The following is an 18,224-nucleotide window of genomic DNA, read 5'->3' on the forward strand; positions in this document are numbered from 1 at the left end:
TTTGTAATGTCGACTTGTAACGAATAGGCTGTGAGCGCGATGGAAAAAGTACCAATGACCCCGCAAGGGCATCAGCGCCTCGAAGAAGAACTGAGACACCGTAAATCGGTTGAACGCCTTGAAATCATCAAGGCGATTGCCGAAGCACGCGAACATGGCGATTTGTCGGAAAATGCCGAATATCATGCGGCACGCGAACGCCAGAGCTTCTCCGAAGGGCGCATTGCCGAACTTGAAGATGTTCTGAGCCGCGCCGAAGTCATCGACGTGCCGTCGCTGGCCGGGTCGATTGTCAAATTCGGGGCGACTGTTCGCCTGGTTGATGAAGATACCGATGGTGAAACGACCTATCAGATTGTTGGCCCGATTGAGGCTGACATCAATAAAGGCCGTATTTCAACCACGTCACCAATTGGCCGTGCGCTGATTGGCAAGGCTGTTGGTGATTCAATCGAAGTCAGTGTTCCTGGCGGCACCAAATCTTACGAAATCCTTGCGGTCAATTTTGCCTGATACCTTTTATTGAGCCAAATCGGACCCGGCGCTTGGATCATCAGAAACTTTTAAGTTTGAGTCCTTGCGCCGGGCCGATACTTTGCTTTCGATTGGGAACGCCTAATGAGTAAAACGATTGCATCCTTCTTGGTGCACCTCGTACGTGGATCAACATTTTTCATGACGGCATCCCGCAAAGTCATGACCCATGGCAAGGTGATGGAATTTCTTGATCCAACCCTCACCGTCAACTGTCCCAATAGCTCGCTCCACTTTAGCTGCCCAACAGCGCGTGCGGCACACGATCCTGATCATTTATTTAATGGCGAGCCCGAAACCATACGATGGATAAATTCCATTCCTCGCGACGAGGTTTTATGGGACATAGGTGCCAATGTCGGCACTTATGCAATTTATGCCGCCGTAGAACGCAAATTGAATGTCGTGGCCTTCGAACCTAATGCCGCAACTTATGCAGTTCTGGCGCGTAACATTGAAATGAATAAATGCGGCCATCTTGTTTCGGCCTTTCCGATTGCCCTTTCAGAGCACACATGTGTTGATCATTTATATATGGCCAATAGTGCGGCAGGACACTCCATGCATGCATTTGGCACGAGTGAAAATGCTTTGGGACATATCGAAAATGCAATAAAACAATCTGTTCTCGGATATTCGATTGACGATTTCATCCGGACGTTTGATATCCTCAAACCCGATCACATCAAACTGGATGTCGACAGCATTGAAGACCTAATCATCAAAGGTGGGGAAAAAACCCTCTCTGAAAATGTTAAAAGCATCCTGATCGAGGTCATAGGTAACGATTTGTCGGCACGAGAAAAGATGCTGGCCAACCATATCGAATCCCTTGGCTTGAAACACGACCCGGAATTCTCAGCTCCCGGTGACACACGCAATATTCTGTTCCGTCGTTTTGATTAAGGTGCCGAGGAGACAAGAGGCGTTAGCAATTCTCTTGGTTGAATGATGCTTGTGCATCATCTTTCTATGGATACCCTCAATCGTTTAACTTCGACGAGCCATGTGCGTTCTGAATTGAAGGATAAATTTTGATTTTTCAATTTTTTTGCAAGTCAAAGCTGAATGGCCCGGTGTTTTGCATCGGGCCATTTTTCGTTTATAGGACCTGATAATTCCATGACTGAAATGTTTGATATCCGCCTGGCGACATTAACGGACTGTGCCAGTGTTGCCGACATGTCAAATAAGCTGCATGTCGAACTCGACTACGACAACCCGCCGCACAGCCCCCACAGCATCGAACAAATGATGTTTGGCCCCCGCCCCCTGATCGAAAGCCTGATCGCCTTTGACGGGGAACATCCGGTCGGACAAGCCATTTTTCAACCGTTCTACAACCCGGACCATTCCCTGCCGGGTTTATGGATGACCGAGCTGTATGTTGTGCCAGACTTTCGATCTGCCAAAGTCGGCAAACAGCTTATGGCCGCGCTGGCGACACTGGCGCTGGAACGCGGTTATGTTTCGATCTGGTGGAGTGTTTTGCTTGGCAACGAGGCCGCTTGCCGGTTTTATCAGCGCCTTGGTGCGCGTAATTCCGGCGCTGTGCAATATGAAATCGATGGCGAGGTTCTGACCGCGCTGGCCCATGGCATCGACCTTGAAACATCGTCAGATCTGGTATCTTAAAACAACAGCAGACAAAACAAACCCCGTCAGTTCATTTCCTGACGGGGTACACACGGGGCAATGTCTGTTCAAAACACCCCTTATTGGTCTTCGACGTCCACATCAATCGGCACGCCGGGCTGGCTTTTGGCGGTACGAATCGACAAGGCTGATTTCACGTGGTTTACATTTTCAGCCACAGTGAGTTCGGTCGTCAAAAATTTCTGATATTCATCCCAGCTGTGCGAGACGATTTTCAACAGAAAATCCATATCACCCGCCACCATGTGGCATTCGCGCACTTCGGGCCAGTCAGTGGCGCGTTTTTCAAATGCGCGCAAATCATGCTCGGCCTGGCTGGAAAGACCAACCAGCGCAAACACCGTCACATTATAGCCCAGCGCCTGTGCATCGACATCGGCGTGGTAACCCTGGATGAACCCGGCTTCCTCAAGCGCACGCACGCGGCGCAAACAGGGAGGCGCCGAAATACCGGCACGGCGCGCCAGCTCAACATTGGTCATCCGGCCATCTTCCTGTAGATCGCGCAAAATTCTGCGGTCGATCCTGTCGAGTTTGACCCGTTGCATCTATTCCTCGATTCTGTGCGCTGATACCACCCCGAACGAAACAATATTACAGCGGGGCCAAAGGCTGGCAATAATATATTCGGGCAAATTTTGCAACTTTCCGCAAACGTAAAGCAGCTGTCACGCACGAAAATAATAACGTTTTGGTGGAAAAAAAAACCTGCGGCACACTTTTGGGCTGAAGGCTCACTATGAATGCATGTCTGCCATTCTCGTTATTGTACTGAAAAATGGTCAACTGGCGTGTTCCGCCTGTTGCACAACTCCGCCTTCATCCATATGTTCGTTCCCCAATCCCGATTATTGTTTCACAACATCTGGCAATGGCGAATCTCATATGGCCCAGGAACACCACGTTAACGTCCTTATCATCGGGTCCGGCCCGGCTGGCTATACCGCTGCAATTTATGCTGCACGCGCCAATCTTGCACCCATGATGGTAATGGGCCTGCAACCCGGCGGTCAGCTTACCATTACCACCGATGTTGAAAACTACCCCGGCTTTGCCGACGTCATTCAGGGCCCTTGGCTGATGGACCAAATGAAAGCCCAGGCTGAACATGTTGGCACAACGATGGTCCACGACCTGATCACCAACGTTGATTTTTCCAAGCGTCCCTTTGTCTGCAAGGGCGATTCCGGTGCCACCTATATCGCCGATAGCGTTATCATATCGACCGGGGCACAGGCACGCTGGCTGGGCCTGCCGGGCGAGGAAAAATTCAACGGGCGCGGCGTTTCGGCCTGTGCCACCTGCGATGGTTTCTTTTATCGCAACAAACCGGTCACGGTGGTCGGGGGCGGTAACACTGCCGTCGAAGAAGCCCTGTATCTGGCCGGTATTTGCAGCAAGGTCACCCTGATCCATCGCCGCGGTGAATTGCGCGCCGAAAAAATGTTGCAGGACCGCCTGTTCAAACACGAAAAGATCGAAGTGGTCTGGGACAGCGTGATCGAGGATATCCTCGGCGGTGACGGCCCGATGGATGGGGTTGAAGCCGTCAAGGTTCGCAATGTCAAATCGGGCGAAACCCTTGATATCCCGTGTGACGGTTTCTTTGTTGCCATTGGCCATGACCCGGCAACCAAGGTGTTCCAGGGCCAAATCGATATGGATGACGAAAACTATGTGCTGGTTCAGCCCGGCACCACGCGCACCAATATTGCCGGTGTCTATGCCGCAGGCGATGTGACCGACAAAATTTACCGTCAGGCGGTAACGGCGGCGGGCATGGGCTGCATGGCCGCCCTTGAAGCAGAAAAATTTCTGGCCGAACAAGGCGAATAATCGTCCCCTGTTGTGGACAGGATCACAACAGGCGCACTTTAATTAAAAGGCCAAGGACGGGAAACTGTCTTTGGCCTTTTTTGCGTTGCAATGCGCTAACGCCCCGAAAACCGGCAAAAATGGCATGATTACATGCAATTTGACGATAAATATCACGGTATTTTCATCAATGCGGGCCGCGATAAAATGCTGCAAACGTGAATGCTTGCTTGCACTCCCTACACAAGCCCTCATATTACTTTGATGACGGCCTTGTAAAAGCAACAAATAGTTTCGGTTAACCAGCTGGAAACCAAATGCTTTTAAAAACGGAATGCAATCAGGGGACCATTGTGCCGACCAAACGATGGTGACAAAGGAGCAGGTCAATGGATTGGGACAAGCTGCGTGTCTTTCACGCTGTGGCCGAGGCAGGAAGTTTTACACACGCAGGTGAAAACCTGAATCTAAGCCAGTCTGCGGTTAGCAGGCAAATCAGCGCACTTGAAGAAAGTGTGAAGGTGCCGCTATTTCACCGCCATGCGCGCGGTCTTATTTTAACCGAACAGGGTGAATTGCTGTATCGCACGGCACATGATGTGTTTGCGAAACTGTCAATGGCCGAAGCGCGGATTCGCGAATCGAAAGAACGCCCGTCTGGCCCCCTTAAAATTACCACGACCGTTGCCTTCGGGTCGATCTGGCTAACACCACGGATCAATGAATTTCTGGAGCGTTACCCGGAAATTGAATTGTCGATGGTTTTGAATGATGAAGAACTCGACCTTGCCATGCGCGAGGCCGATGTTGCCATTCGTATGCAGCCGCCCCGCCAGGCCGATCTGGTTCAGCGCCAGTTGATGACATTGCGCTATCATATCTTTGCCTCGCCCGACTATATCAAGGCGCACGGCATGCCCAAAAAACCCGAAGACCTTAAAGATCATCGCCTGATCATTTATGGCGAAGACGCAAGGCCGCCGGTGTCGAACGTTAACTGGATGATGAACGCCGCGCTGCAATTCAAACCCGACATGCGGCCAATTTTGAAACTGAACAATATTTATGGCATCTACCGGGCTACCGAATCGGGCCTGGGGATTTCGGCCCTGCCAGATTATCTGGTGCCGGCAGATAGCACACTGGTCCGAATCCTTCCCGAACTTGAAGGGCCAAGTTTTGATGCCTATTTCGTGTATCCCGAAGAATTGCGCCATAGCAAACGAATCGGTGTTTTCCGCGACTTCCTGATCGACAAAATCAGCGAAGTAAAGGCACGGCTGGCGGCCAACGCCTGAAGCAACGCGCCACAGGCGACATTTTGCACCAAAACCTTATGCCCCCGTCAAACCTGTTTGGCGGGGGTTGTTTTATAGCTGCAAAACAACACCGGGTTTATCTGCCAGGTTTTGACAAAAGCCGGATTATCGGATTTGCAATGCGAACACCCCGCCGCACTGCACACAACATCATCTCGCCGCGTCATAATAGCTTCATTTTACTGACACTTTTTTGCCATGCGCCCTACGCATGGTTGAATTGTATCTTTTCTATTTTTAAACGAAAAATCAGATGCCTATATTTGCATTTATGGTTGTTGTTAATCACAACACCGATGCTTTTTTTCATCTTTTTCGATCCCCGTTTCGGGGCGTCTGACCAAAACGTCATTTGGTCTGGATTCCTAGTGATTCCGCGTCTCCCAGACGTAAAAGCCTCCCTGTTGAGACTCCCGGCAGCCCCCAAAGGCTGCCGTTTTTTTTGTTTCGGTAATGGACACAAATGCGTGATGCCACTGGAACTTTTGAAACATTATCGGAAAGTCAGCACCCAACCCCATAAGTTTTATTTACTTTCAATGACTTGAACTATTTCGGGAACCTATACAAGAAATATGCGTTTTACGCATGGCAGAAAAAGCAATTTGACAGTGGTATTCGCCCGGTAAATCGCTATTTTCTCAATCGAACCGCAGCGGTGAACGCCGCACCGCGGTACAGAGTTTTCTCCCTGACCGTTTTTCGGTCTTAGCCGGGCGCCCTGCCCGGCTTACCCAGGGCCCCGAGAGGGGTCCTACGTCTCCCAGACGTGAAGCCTCCCTGATAAACTTGCCGGATACCCTGTGTATCCGGCTTTTTTTTGCCTTGTTACTGCCTCTGGGGACTAGCTGGGGACTAATTTGCAGAAACTCGGTATGGTTTCCGAGGCAATCGCACAGGCCGCTTAATGCTACGCTGGCAACCGTCCCGCTCTCTCACATACGATGTCGGAAAACCCTTCCGGCCCGGATTGTCGCCCCTTTTTTACGGATACGAAAAATTCCCCCGCAAACCGGATAACCGCCCTTTTTTTCGGTTAATCGAAATTATCTGCTCCCCTGTCGCTCGCATGTGACTATGGAAAAATCTTCTCCCCCCTTTTTACGGCTTCCGAAAATTCGACGTTTCAACCGCCCCGCCCTTGCGTACCGCTTCTAAAAATTCGGCGCGTCCCCACATGGTAAACTATATGTGTCGCAACAGGTGATACCGTCAAAGCAGCAGTTTCGCGGTTTCAGTATTAAACATTAAGACCGTAAGGGCCGATTTGCGGGGAGAGATAATACCGGCTGTCTCAACAGGTGATACCGACAGTATTAAAATTTGATACCGTGTCTTAATTTTCCGGTCGCCATCTTGCGTACTCTTTGGTTGGCAATTCATCCCCCAATGGCTGATTAGTCAGAATCCATGTTGTCGCGTGACGGTTTTTGCGCGTGAATGTGCCTTTGACGGCTGCCTTGATCCAGCCAAGTCGTTCCAGTTCCTTAATCGCCTTGTGTGCCGTATTGATCGAACAATTCAGACGCCCGGCAAGTTCCCGGACGGAGAAACTGATTTCGCCATTATTTCCGCCATCGTATCGGCGGCGAAATTCCATTAATGACACTTTCCCCGCAAGGGACATTTCGCGATAGGCGGGGCAGTTCATCTCGAAATGCTCCAGCTTCACAAAACGGCCTTGCTGATTGCGGCCATTAGGCAAAAGCTTCCGGCGTGTCCTGCTACCCATTCTGCCACCCTCCAGCATGACCGGAAAGGTGGCGGGGGCAATCACGCCCCCACCGCCAGACAATCATTCCACGACCTCGATACGGGATTTCAGGACGTACCGGGCATGTGTGCCGGGATAAGGTCCGCCGTGCGGCTCATTCACCGTCTCGATATCAAGACCATATTCGGTCCTAAGGGTGAATATGTAGGCAGACCAGCGGGGGCCAGGATTGTCTATCGGCGTAACCCCGCGCTTTCCAGCCCTTAGCAACTCCGCAAGTGCCCATGCCACCCGGCCATTGGCAACACACGCCCAGCCTGCACCGGGCAAGCGAAAGCGGATAGTTTGCTTTGGATGTCTCATTTCACACCCTCCAGCATTGCCCCGGCTATATCCGCCAGCGGAAACAGGAATTGTGCAAACGGGTAAGCTGCGTTAAACTGAGATTGTCTGATAGTTGAAAGACCCGTAGCCCGGATATCGCCCGCCAGCGATACCGGGCTTTTAATTTGAATCGCCATTAGCTGCCCTCCTGATTTTCAGAAAGGCCTGCAAGCGCATACACCGATTGGCGTTTGATCAGGGTGCGACAGCCAATCTTGACCGCCTCCAGCTTCCCAGACTGAATTAGAAGATATGCTGTCGTACGACCGATAGATAGCAGCCGACATGTATCTGGAATTGAATATAACAACGTCATCTCGTTACCTCATGTTTGAACGCATCATTGCGTGAACAAGAGGACTTTGACGGATTCAATTCGCAGCAAAAACTTGGGAAAAAGGGATTAATTAAATAATTTCGGGATTAATTATTTGAGTAATTTTCCCCTCATTTCCCTTGCCGCTTTTATCAGCTCATCAACCCCGTAATCTCTTCGGATAGTGTCTTCCCTGAGAGGCATTCCTGCATCACTCAAATCTTCGGCAATAACGCTATAAATCGCTTTGTCACGTCTTGGCTCGTCGAGGTGCTCGTCAAGCCTTCCCGACATTGCTAATATAATAATCCGCTTATAGACAGGTGTTTTATCTTTTTTAGGGCGACCGATTTTCGACACCTCAGACACCTCCGACACTCCACAGTATTGATAGATATCGTTCTCGGCACCGACACAATCTCTATGAACGCGGCTACTGATCGGAAACATTGCAATCACAGCATCTGTTTTGAACTGGACATGCCCATACCAACCGCAAAAACCAAAATTTACTCGGCTGTATGGTTGCTGATAGCTCCACCCTTCGAACAACTCCCAAAATGTTTGGTCAATATCAATCAAGTCTTTTTCTGAAGGCCCCCACTCACCGTCACATGCAATGTCGGCATCATCTAATCCACGTGCGCCCAGCCTTCCCATAACAAGCGCTTTTTTCAATTCTGCTTCTTCATCGTAGAACATTTTGACAGTTGCCAATTCAGGAATCGGACCCGCTTTTTCTTCCCGACAGGCAAGAACATCATCATAACGAAACATGTCTTCCAACGCTGGCGTTTTTAGAGGCGGCAACCCAAAAGCAATCCAGCGCAAGGCCTCATATATATTCATTGTCGGCTTAATAAAATTCTCTGCACTGGTTTCGTCGTAAAGAAAATTACTACCAGCTTGCGTATCATTCGTCATTTGATGTCCCAATCAAACACTTGCCCCAGAACGTAACGGCACAACATTGTCCGATCCGCCCTCAAGCATCATCGACAGCCGATCCGCCCACCGCTGCAAGGCATCGCGTTTTTCCGGCCAGTATTCATGGGTGTTATAGGTGCCTTCCAGTGACGGGGTGGCATGGTTCAACACCCGTTCGGCCACCTCTCTTGATACCCCCAGTATGGCAAAATTTGTCCGCACCGTCCGGCGGATATCGTGAAACACCCAGCCGGTCACACCACTTTCGCGGTCTATGATTTCCTTAAGCCGCCGGGTTCCCGCATAGGGCTTTTGTCCGTTGGAAGTAAAGACCGGGGCGGTGGGTGCATCGGACAGGCGCGGCAAGTCTGCCAGAAGGCTTTCAAACAGGCCGGAAACCGGCACGATATGGTCGCGCTTGGATTTATTGCGTTCGCCGGGGATAACCCATGCCATGCCACCCGCCGCTTGTGCCCCGTCCCGGCATCCTGCAAGTGCTGCATGACGGATTTCGTCCCATGTCATGCACCGGACTTCATCACGACGCTGCCCGGTCAGCATAAGCGTTTTCAGATAAGGCCCGGACGGATAGGGCAATCTGTCCGCCGCCTGCCAGATTGCAATCAGTTCGGCGTCCGAAAGGGTCCGGTTGCGCGGCTTTTCAATCTTGCGCCGTTTCACCGCCGCCGCCGGATTGGCATCAAGATATTCCCGTTCAATCGCCCAGTTGAACGCGGCAATCAGATTGCTACGTACCCGGTTCACTTGTGCGGTAAAGCCCTTGTCATTTTGCAAATGGTCCAGAAGAGCGACAATATCGGCACGGCGCAAATCCGAAAGCGGCAATCGCCCGATTATCGGGTAAACATGATTTTCAAACATGCGTTCGGTTTCAAGCCATTTGCGCTGGTTTTGCTTGCAATAGGCATCGACATAGCGACGCAAGAGGGACTCGACCGTCTGGGGGCGCTTGGCGGCTTGTTCGGCCTCTGCCCGCTGGCGGGCTTCCTTATCGGGCAGGTCGGTGCCTTCCTTGGCGCTTGCGGTGATTTCCGCCGCCTTTTTCCGGGCACTGGCAAGGGTCATGCCGATTTTGGGGTCTGCCTGCACATAGCGGCCCAGTGTGACGCGCTTTTGATTTCCGGCAATGGAATAGCGTACCGCCCACGAACAGGCCCCGTCACTCGACATTCGGAATACCAACCCCGCCCCGGAATCGTCGGTGACTTCCAGACGCCCTTTGGGCGGTGGTTTCAGGGTCGCAAGGAAACGGTCGGTAAGGCGCTTTCGCATGGCCGGTCACTCCTGCCCCGTCTCCGGGGACTAGCTGGGGACTAATTTGCATCCGTTTCGCGACAATTGCATACAATTTCTGGCGAACGATAACGAACACTAAAGCCATGATATATTTATTTAAAACCGAACAAAAGCGAATTTTGACGTGAAGCCTCGAACGTTATATTTCATCACTCCCAGACGTGAAGCCTCCCTGATAAACTTGCCGGGCACATTTGTTGCCCGGCTTTTTTTTGTCCGGATTTTACTTACCTTCCTAATAGCCCTTTTATCCAGCGCTTCCCATGATCCGCCATGTTTTGCCCCGCACCTTATGACACGTAAGCGTGACCGTCTGTGTAAATGTCTGACTTGGCAGGCGCAGCAAGACCGATCACTATGGCGTCGCACATGGACAGGGCACAATTATGAAGCATAACATTGGCGAATTCCTGTTTGGCAGGGCACCGGAAAGCAGCTTGCCCGAACGGGTCAGCGACGCCATTACGCGCCAGCAACGCGACAGCGAACAGTTGATTGGCTGGGTACAGCTTTTACTGGTGACGATATTTGGTACACTTTATGCCGTCGCCCCGAAAACAGCCATGAGCGACGGTTTCCACCCTGTACCGTGGGCGTTGGCACTCTATTTCCTGTTTACGTTTACCCGCCTTGCCCTGTCTTACCGTATTTTGTTGCCTGCCCCGGTTTTAACCCTGTCGGTGGTTGCCGATATCAGTTTGCTGATGGTGCTGATCTGGAGCTTTCATATCCAGTATATGCAACCTGCCAGCTTTTATCTGAAGGCACCGACAATGATGTATGTGTTCATCTTCATTGCCTTGCGCACCCTGCGGTTTGACCCGCGCTATATTTTACTGGCGGGCGCGACAGCCGCCATTGGCTGGCTGGTACTGGTTTTATATGTGCTGTGGAGCGAGGGCGGCCACAGCATGATCACCCGTAATTACGTCACCTATCTGACATCCAATTCAATTTTGATCGGGGCCGAGATCGACAAGATCATTTCCATTGTGATGGTTTCGGGGGTATTGGCGATTGCGGTTTTGCGGGCACAACGGTCGTTTAAGCGCGCCGTAAGCGAAGAAATCGCCGCACAGGATCTATCACGGTTTGTATCGCGCGAGGTCGCAGACAGAATAACCCATTCCGAACATCAAATTCGCCCGGGCGACGGGGAAGCGGTAAATGCCACGGTCATGTTTACCGATATCGAAGGTTTTTCAACCGTATCAGAAACCCTGAGCCCAACCGAACTTGCCCATATGCTTAACGATTATTTCGGCGCCACCAGTGCCGTGATTGAAAAGTTTGGCGGGGTGATCACCCAGTTTCAGGGCGACGCCATGCTAATTACATTTAACGCGGTCAAACCCGATGCCGATCATGGACAAAACGCCATTAATACAGCCCTTGAAATTCAACGCCTGTGCGAAACCACAACCTTTTGCCATGGCGGCAAACTTAAAACCCGCTGCGGCATTAATACCGGCGACATTATTGTCGGTGCCATCGGATCGGAAAACAGGCTGACATTCACGGTTCACGGCGACACGGTAAATATTGCTGCCCGGCTGGAACCGCTAAACAAACAGTTTGGCACCTATATCCTTGCGACCGAAGCGACACTGGCCCATTGCGGCAATAATGCATCAAGCAATACGCGCTGGAGCCAGCGCGGCGACGTTACGGTCAGGGGGCGCAGCCAGCCCACACCAATTTTCAGCACCGATTACCGTGAATATGGTGATGTTTTCGCCCCAAATCTGTCCGGCGTTACCACATCATAAATCCCATAGCCTTGCATACCAGGTCACTTACCTGATGATGCAACGGCCAAACGGCCCTACATCACCGTGCAAAATTTGAACAGGCACTGGCGATCTGGCATCTCCGTACCCCCCGCCGCCCAATCCTTCCGCTCGGCTATCCTGTGTCAGGCTGAAACGAACCCGACATAGCAACAGGGGCGACGTCATCGCCCCATACATGCTGTGGCGGTGTTGATTTTTCCCGGCATACCGTGATTTGCACCTGTGGGCACATAGCCCTGCACATTTGTATCAATGTCAGACTTGGCACGACGTACAAGACCAATCACTATGTGCCGATATTTCAGGTGGGATGGAATGGGATGGGAATATAATATGACGAACAACATCGCCGAATTTCTATTTGGCAAGACATCAAAAAACAGCCTGCCAGAACGGGTCAGCAATGCGATTGCCCGCCAGCAAAGCGATAGTGAACAGCTGATTGGCTGGGTGCAGCTTTTACTGGTAACGATATTTGGCACACTATATGTCGTGGCCCCCAAAACAAACCTGCATGAAGGCATACAGCCCCTGCCCTGGGCCCTGGCGCTATATTTCCTGTTTACCTTTATCCGCCTTGCCCTGTCTTATCGCGTTCGTCTGCCCGCCGCGGTACTGACCCTTTCGGTCATCGCGGATATTACCTTGCTGATGATATTGATCTGGAGTTCACACATCCAGAATGATCAGCCTGCCAGCTTTTATCTGAAGGCACCGACGATAATGTATGTGTTCATCTTTATCGCGTTGCGCGCGCTGCGGTTTGATCCACGCTATATTTTGCTTGCAGGTGCCGGTGCCGCAACCGGCTGGCTGGTACTGGTTTTGTATGCCGTGCAAAGCAAGGGTGGCCAAAGCATGATCACACGCGATTACGTCACCTATCTTACATCCAATTCGATTTTGATCGGGGCCGAGATCGACAAGATCATTTCCATTGTGATGGTTTCCGGGGTATTGGCGATCGCGGTTTTGCGCGCACAACGGTCGTTTAAGCGCGCCGTAAGCGAAGAAATCGCCGCACAGGACCTGTCACGGTTTGTATCGCGCGAGGTTGCAGACAGAATAACCCTTTCTGAACATCAAATTCGCCCGGGCGATGGGGAAGCGGTAAATGCCACGGTCATGTTTACCGATATCGAAGGTTTTTCAACCGTATCCGAATCCCTGAACCCTGCCGAACTTGCCCATATGCTTATCGATTATTTCGGCGCCACCAGTGCCGTGATTGAAAAGTTTGGCGGTGTGATCACCCAGTTTCAGGGCGACGCCATGCTGATCACATTTAACGCGGTCAAACCCGATGCCGATCATGGACAAAATGCTGTCAAAACAGCCCTTGAAATTCAACGCCTGTGCGAAACCACAACCTTTTGCCATGGCGGTAAACTTAAAACCCGTTGTGGCATTAATACCGGCGACATCAATGTCGGTGCCATCGGATCGGAAAACAGGCTGACATTCACGGTTCACGGCGACACAGTAAATATCGCCGCCCGGCTGGAACCCCTGAACAAGCAGTTTGGCACCTATATCCTTGTATCCGAGACGACAATGGCCTGCTGCCAAACAACACCCGATGCGCCTCGCTGGACCCCGCGTGGTGACGTAACTGTGCGGGGCCGCAGCCAGCCCACACCAATTTTTAGCACCGATTACCGCAGCCTTGATGTCGCGTTTCACCCTGTCCCGTCGGGAATAACCACATCATAAACAAAGCGGGTTTCATCTGGCCCTTGTAACCCGGTTCCGGCACTGCCTGTTCCTGTACAAATCGCGATTTCGCCACAAAAGCACAAAAAAGAAAACGGGGTGGGTCGGGGGAACCCACCCCGTCAGGGGACAGATGGTCTTGGGGAGACCGGTCAGCACGCTTTACGATCTGCCAGAATGAAAACCGTTGGGGGAACGGCTGATTGGGCAGATGCCGATTGATGGTGAGGGAGGGGCACCACATCGGCCATGCGTTGCTGACAGGTATGAATATGCCGGCAAAATGGGGCGGGAAATTTATCGCCAAAAGGCCATTTCGCGTCATTTTCAGCCCAAAGCTGCCACATTCCAGACCATTGAAAAATATGTGATTTTGGCAAAGAAAACGGGGTGGGTCAGGGGAACCCACCCCGTTGGGGGACAGATGGTCTTGGGGAGACCAATATCGAACACGGAAATAACCGTGGGGGTGAATACCATCAGGGGGGTGGTATTCCGGTTCCGGTGGTTGGTGAGGGAGGGCACCGCACCGGTACATCGTGTTCGATAAAGATGAATATGCCCTGTGAATACGGCAGGAAAACCGGGCGCTTTGGGCCATTTCATGCCCTTTTGCGGCAACTTTGTGCCCCATTTGAAATTTGGCTTATCGCAATTATCCCCAAGGATATGTTTTCAGTTTAAATCTATCGTGAAACATTCCTGTTTGGCTGTCCCTGGCCGATATGTCGGTAACAGGGCAAGTTGTGCATAGCACGACACGACATAAACGCGCGCCAAACGCAAGGACTCCAGCATTCCCCCGCAACGTTATGCGCTTTGACCAAAACAGGCGTCCCTTGCCGATGCAAAATCATTTCAGCCCTGGAAAGCCGTCATCCCCCTTTTCCCGACGAACCTGCATAACGCCCCCGCGTAAAAGAAAAGGCGAAGCAGGTGGGGGACCTGCTTCGCCTTTTCTTGGGGACAGATGGTCTTGGGGAGACCATGCGAACGCGGAATTTTTGACCTTGGGAGCGATGTTGTTGGGGGAACAAACATCAGGTCACCGGTGGTTGGTGAGGGAGGCACCGCACCGGATGTCATCGCGTCCGACAAGTAGGAATATGCCGACAGATTGCGGCAGGAAATTCGGCCAGTCGGGGCCATTTCGTGTCAATTTAAGTCGAAATTATGTCACATCACCAATCAGCCTACAGGTGACCGGAAAACAAAAAACGAGACAGGTCGGGGGAACCTGGCTCGCTTTTTTGGGGGACAGATGGCCTTGGGGAGACCAGTCGAACGCGATATGCAGGGGCCTGTGGGGTGCAGAGCGTTGTTGGGGACAACGATGTCAGGCCTTGGCGAATTACGAGGGAGGGGCGCATCGCCAATTGATGCTGCGTTCGACAAGTAAAAATATGCCGCTCAAATACGGCATGAAAACCTGCCACATAAGGCAATTTCAGGGCAGATTAAGGCATTATGAACAAAATTCAAATTGTTATGAAACCCCGTCATTACCTCAAAAAAAAGAGGGCGGGGAATGCCCGCCCCCATTTTGGGGTCTAATGGTCTTGGGGAGACCTTTGTCAGCTTTTGGCATTCAGGCTCTCGTACGGGGGGACGAAGAGAGCAAGCCGGAGACGATTGAGGGGGGACAGAATGTTCCGACCATTTGCCGCTGACAATGTTGAAACTGACAGATGATTAAGGCTGGAAAGCAGGCCGGTTATGGCAATTCCAAGGCGAATTAAGGCTTTAATATGGCATTCGCCCGCAAAGCTAAAAATGGAAATGCTGCTGCTTTTGTATTACCATAACATAACAAAACCGGTGATTAAAAGCCCCTTTGACCTGCAGTATCACCTGATCACCGTCAACACCGCCATGCTCCTGTCTTTATAACCGACCCGGCGGATAAAACACATGTCAGGCGCTGCCCCCTGCCAGCTTTGTACCATCCTTTTGTGGCTTCACCTGACTTTCGGCATGAAACAGAAATCACCTGATGCGAACCCGCAAAAAGGAGAAGCCCGTGCCCCCGTCATCCCAAACCACCCCCCCGAACAGCCCTGACAAACCAAGCCCGGAGGGGGCCCAACCGCCCCACCTTCATGCGCCAAGATGTGCTGCCATTGTCGGCCCTTATTCATCGGGTAAAAGCAGCCTGCTGGAAAGTTTGCTGCTGGCAACCGGCAGCTTGCATCGCAAAGGGTCGATCCGCGATGGCACCACCGTTGCCGACAGCAGCGTTGATGCCCGCAACCATCAGATGAGCACGGAACCAACCATCGTTAAAGCCAGCTATTTACAGGAAGAATGGCACTTTATCGATTGTCCCGGATCGGTTGATTTTGCCCAGGACAGCCGGGACGCGGTAATGGTGTGCGATGTTGCCATTGTCGTGGTGGAAGCGGCCCCCGATAAAATGATAACGGCAGCGCCAATCCTGCAATTTCTGGACTATAATCGCATTCCACATCTGATTTTTATTAACAAAACAGACACTGCCAACAGCCGTATTCGCAACAGTTTAAACGCCCTGCAAGACCTGACAACCCGCCCTCTGGTCTTGCGCGAAATACCGATCCGCGACGATGCCGATAATGATACGATTACCGGCTTTGTCGATCTGGTATCCGAACGGGCCTATGAATATCACGATGATGGCACGCCATCTCGCCTGATCGCCCTGCCCGGCCCTGCTAAAACCGACGAAAACACCGCCCGCGATGCCCTGCTTGAACAACTGGCCGATTTTGACGACACCTTGCTGGAACAAATTCTGGAAGACCAAACGCCGGCTAACAGCGAAATTTATGCCAGCCTGGGCCGGGATCTGGCCAACGACCTGATTGTACCGGTGTTTTTCGGCGCCGCCGAACGCGACAGGGGAATTCGTCGCCTGCTAAAAGCCCTGCGCCACGAAGCACCCGCACCCGATATTGCGGCGTATCGACTGGGAATTGACCCAACCCGGGATAGCCCCTCCATCCAGATTTTCAAGACATTTCATCTGCCTCATGAAGGGCGGTTTTGCGTGGGTCGGGTTTTGTCAGGTATGCTCAGGAACGGCGAGTCGTTATTAAACGATCATGCCAACGGCATTTGCACCCTTTTTGGCAACCGCCACGACAAAATCGACAGCGCCCCCACCGGCAGCATTGTGGGTTTACCCCGCATGAACCACGCCCGTACGGGAATGCTGCTTGGCAACCACGACAGCACCCCCGCCGATTTATGGCCCGCCCCGTTACCGCCCCTTTACCAACTGGCACTGGTCGTAAACAAACCCGGTGATGATGTAAAACTGACCGAGGCCCTGCGCTATATCTGCGAACAGGACCGATCCCTGTCGGTTTACCATCACGACCGCACCGGCCAGGTTATTTTACAAGGCCAGGGTGACATCCATTTGCAAATGGTTTTAGGCCAGCTTGGCGAACGCTATCATCTTGATATTGGCACCACCGCCGTTGCCACCGGCTTTGAAGAAACAATCCGGTCGGGTTTTAATGCTCATGGGCGATACAAAAAACAAAGTGGCGGGCACGGCCAGTTTGGCGACGTTAAAATTTCGGTCCGCCCGCTTCCCCGTGGCAGCGGGTTTGACTTTACCGATGCCATTGTTGGCGGGGCAATTCCCCGACAATATATTAATGCAATACAAAAAGGCATTCTCGATGGATTACGCACCGGCCCCCTGGGGTTTCCGGTAACCGATTTGCACGTGACCGTAACCGACGGGGCGTTTCATGCCGTGGATAGTTCCGATCAGGCATTTCAAATGGCCGGACGCCTTGCCATTAGCGATGGCTTAAAACAGGCTGGCACCTTGTTGCTTGAACCTGTTGACGAGGTAACCTTTGTCGTACCAAGCGAATGCACATCAAGGACCCAGCGCCTGATCAGCACCCGCCGGGGCCAGATTTTAGGCTTTAACCCCCGGCCGGGCTGGCAGGGATGGGATGAAATACAGGCGCGGATGCCCAGTTGCGAAACCCGCGATATGATTTTGGAATTACGATCCGTCAGCCAGGGAACCGGTTTTTTCACCCGGCAATTTTCACATATGCAGGAACTTTCAGGCAAAGCCGCTGAAACGGCAATTCAGGCATGACCCGCCCCGCACCAGTAATAGATTTGATCTATCTTCAAACATTAAACTACTGATTGGCATTATCTTTTGTTCTGAAGGATAATGACGCCATCAACAGACAACATCGTTGGCGCAAGCCAGATTTTAGTGCCAGGAGAGCATCATGCAAATTGACATTGGTATTAACGAACAGAACCGTACTGACATTGCATCGGGGCTTGGCCGTGTTTTGGCTGATTCCTATGCGTTGTATCTGAAAACCCATAACTTTCACTGGAACGTGACCGGGCCGATGTTTCAGACCCTGCACACCATGTTCGAGCAGCAATATACCGAACTGGCGATGGCAGTTGATGAACTGGCTGAACGTATCCGGTCGCTGGGGGCTTTTGCGCCGGGCAGCTTTTCGGCCTATTCCGAACTTAGCTCCATTCCCGAGGAAAAAGGCGTTCCCGCCGCCAAGGAAATGATCAAGCAGCTGGTTGAAGGCCACGAAACCGTAATTAAAACCGCACGCGCCCTTTATCCGCTGTGCGACGAAGCCGACGACGATGCCACCGCCGACCTTTTGACCCAACGCATTCAAATCCACGAAAAAACCGCATGGATGTTGCGTTCCTTGCTTGAAGGCTGAGTTCAGCGTTCCTGCGGA

At 51.9% G+C, this 18,224-nt stretch carries 16 protein-coding genes; 9 read left to right on the forward strand and 7 right to left on the reverse strand.

Annotated elements, in window-relative coordinates; genetic code table 11:
* Positions 1 to 39 precede the first annotated feature (39 nt).
* The 3 genes from greA to THS27_RS03740 all read left to right on the forward strand — a co-directional run bounded on the left by greA (position 40) and on the right by THS27_RS03740 (position 2,169).
* Positions 40 to 513: a transcription elongation factor GreA gene (gene greA, locus THS27_RS03730; RefSeq protein ID WP_085587996.1), complete on the forward strand. Its 474-nt coding sequence runs from the start codon at positions 40 to 42 to the stop codon at positions 511 to 513.
* 105 nt (positions 514 to 618) lie between these two features.
* A complete protein-coding gene (locus THS27_RS03735) occupies positions 619 to 1,440 on the forward strand; it encodes an FkbM family methyltransferase (RefSeq protein ID WP_085587998.1) in 822 nt (273 codons plus the stop codon).
* Positions 1,441 to 1,656: 216 nt separating this feature from the next.
* Entirely contained in the window at positions 1,657 to 2,169 is a 513-nt protein-coding gene (locus THS27_RS03740; RefSeq protein ID WP_168184815.1) for a GNAT family N-acetyltransferase, read from the forward strand.
* Positions 2,170 to 2,249: 80 nt separating this feature from the next.
* Here the strand turns inward: THS27_RS03740 and THS27_RS03745 are convergent, their stop codons facing one another.
* Positions 2,250 to 2,738 (reverse strand): Lrp/AsnC family transcriptional regulator, encoded by a 489-nt coding sequence (locus tag THS27_RS03745; protein WP_085588002.1) that lies wholly within the window; start codon positions 2,736 to 2,738, stop codon positions 2,250 to 2,252.
* A gap of 337 nt (positions 2,739 to 3,075) precedes the next feature.
* Here THS27_RS03745 and trxB point away from each other — a divergent pair, with 337 nt between their 5' ends.
* Positions 3,076 to 4,026 (forward strand): thioredoxin-disulfide reductase, encoded by a 951-nt coding sequence (gene trxB / locus THS27_RS03750; protein ID WP_085588004.1) that lies wholly within the window; start codon positions 3,076 to 3,078, stop codon positions 4,024 to 4,026.
* 368 nt (positions 4,027 to 4,394) lie between these two features.
* Complete coding sequence (locus THS27_RS03755) at positions 4,395 to 5,303, forward strand: LysR family transcriptional regulator (RefSeq protein WP_085588006.1); 909 nt, start codon at positions 4,395 to 4,397, stop codon at positions 5,301 to 5,303.
* A gap of 1,357 nt (positions 5,304 to 6,660) precedes the next feature.
* Here the strand turns inward: THS27_RS03755 and THS27_RS03760 are convergent.
* From THS27_RS03760 to THS27_RS03780, 6 genes are all read right to left on the reverse strand, one after another.
* The gene (locus THS27_RS03760; RefSeq protein WP_168184816.1) at positions 6,661 to 7,056 is read right to left on the reverse strand and encodes a helix-turn-helix domain-containing protein; all 396 of its coding nucleotides are present in this window, start codon (positions 7,054 to 7,056) and stop codon (positions 6,661 to 6,663) included.
* Positions 7,057 to 7,119: 63 nt separating this feature from the next.
* Entirely contained in the window at positions 7,120 to 7,401 is a 282-nt protein-coding gene (locus tag THS27_RS03765; protein WP_085588011.1) for a hypothetical protein, read from the reverse strand.
* Positions 7,398 to 7,559, reverse strand: coding sequence for a hypothetical protein (locus tag THS27_RS26855; protein WP_168184817.1), 162 nt, complete (start codon positions 7,557 to 7,559; stop codon positions 7,398 to 7,400). The genes THS27_RS03765 and THS27_RS26855 overlap by 4 nt, the downstream gene beginning before the upstream one ends.
* A complete protein-coding gene (locus THS27_RS03770; RefSeq protein WP_085588013.1) occupies positions 7,559 to 7,738 on the reverse strand; it encodes a helix-turn-helix domain-containing protein in 180 nt (59 codons plus the stop codon). Before THS27_RS03770 ends, THS27_RS26855 begins: the two co-directional genes overlap by 1 nt.
* Positions 7,739 to 7,849: 111 nt before the next feature.
* Positions 7,850 to 8,662, reverse strand: coding sequence for a hypothetical protein (locus THS27_RS03775; protein ID WP_085588014.1), 813 nt, complete (start codon positions 8,660 to 8,662; stop codon positions 7,850 to 7,852).
* 12 nt (positions 8,663 to 8,674) lie between these two features.
* Positions 8,675 to 9,958: a site-specific integrase gene (locus THS27_RS03780; protein WP_085588016.1), complete on the reverse strand. Its 1,284-nt coding sequence runs from the start codon at positions 9,956 to 9,958 to the stop codon at positions 8,675 to 8,677.
* A 410-nt stretch (positions 9,959 to 10,368) separates the two neighbouring features.
* Here THS27_RS03780 and THS27_RS03785 point away from each other — a divergent pair, with 410 nt between their 5' ends.
* The 4 genes from THS27_RS03785 to THS27_RS03805 all read left to right on the forward strand — a co-directional run bounded on the left by THS27_RS03785 (position 10,369) and on the right by THS27_RS03805 (position 18,206).
* Positions 10,369 to 11,751, forward strand: a complete 1,383-nt coding sequence (locus THS27_RS03785; RefSeq protein WP_085588018.1) for an adenylate/guanylate cyclase domain-containing protein — start codon at positions 10,369 to 10,371, stop codon at positions 11,749 to 11,751.
* 357 nt (positions 11,752 to 12,108) lie between these two features.
* Positions 12,109 to 13,488, forward strand: coding sequence for an adenylate/guanylate cyclase domain-containing protein (locus THS27_RS03790; RefSeq protein ID WP_085588268.1), 1,380 nt, complete (start codon positions 12,109 to 12,111; stop codon positions 13,486 to 13,488).
* A 2,020-nt stretch (positions 13,489 to 15,508) separates the two neighbouring features.
* Positions 15,509 to 17,593 (forward strand): elongation factor G, encoded by a 2,085-nt coding sequence (locus THS27_RS03800; RefSeq protein WP_246832828.1) that lies wholly within the window; start codon positions 15,509 to 15,511, stop codon positions 17,591 to 17,593.
* A 142-nt stretch (positions 17,594 to 17,735) separates the two neighbouring features.
* Positions 17,736 to 18,206 (forward strand): Dps family protein, encoded by a 471-nt coding sequence (locus tag THS27_RS03805; protein ID WP_085588024.1) that lies wholly within the window; start codon positions 17,736 to 17,738, stop codon positions 18,204 to 18,206.
* The last annotated feature ends 18 nt before the right edge of the window (positions 18,207 to 18,224 follow it).

It is taken from the genome of Thalassospira sp. MCCC 1A01428 (assembly GCF_002115825.1).
Taxonomy (GTDB): domain Bacteria; phylum Pseudomonadota; class Alphaproteobacteria; order Rhodospirillales; family Thalassospiraceae; genus Thalassospira.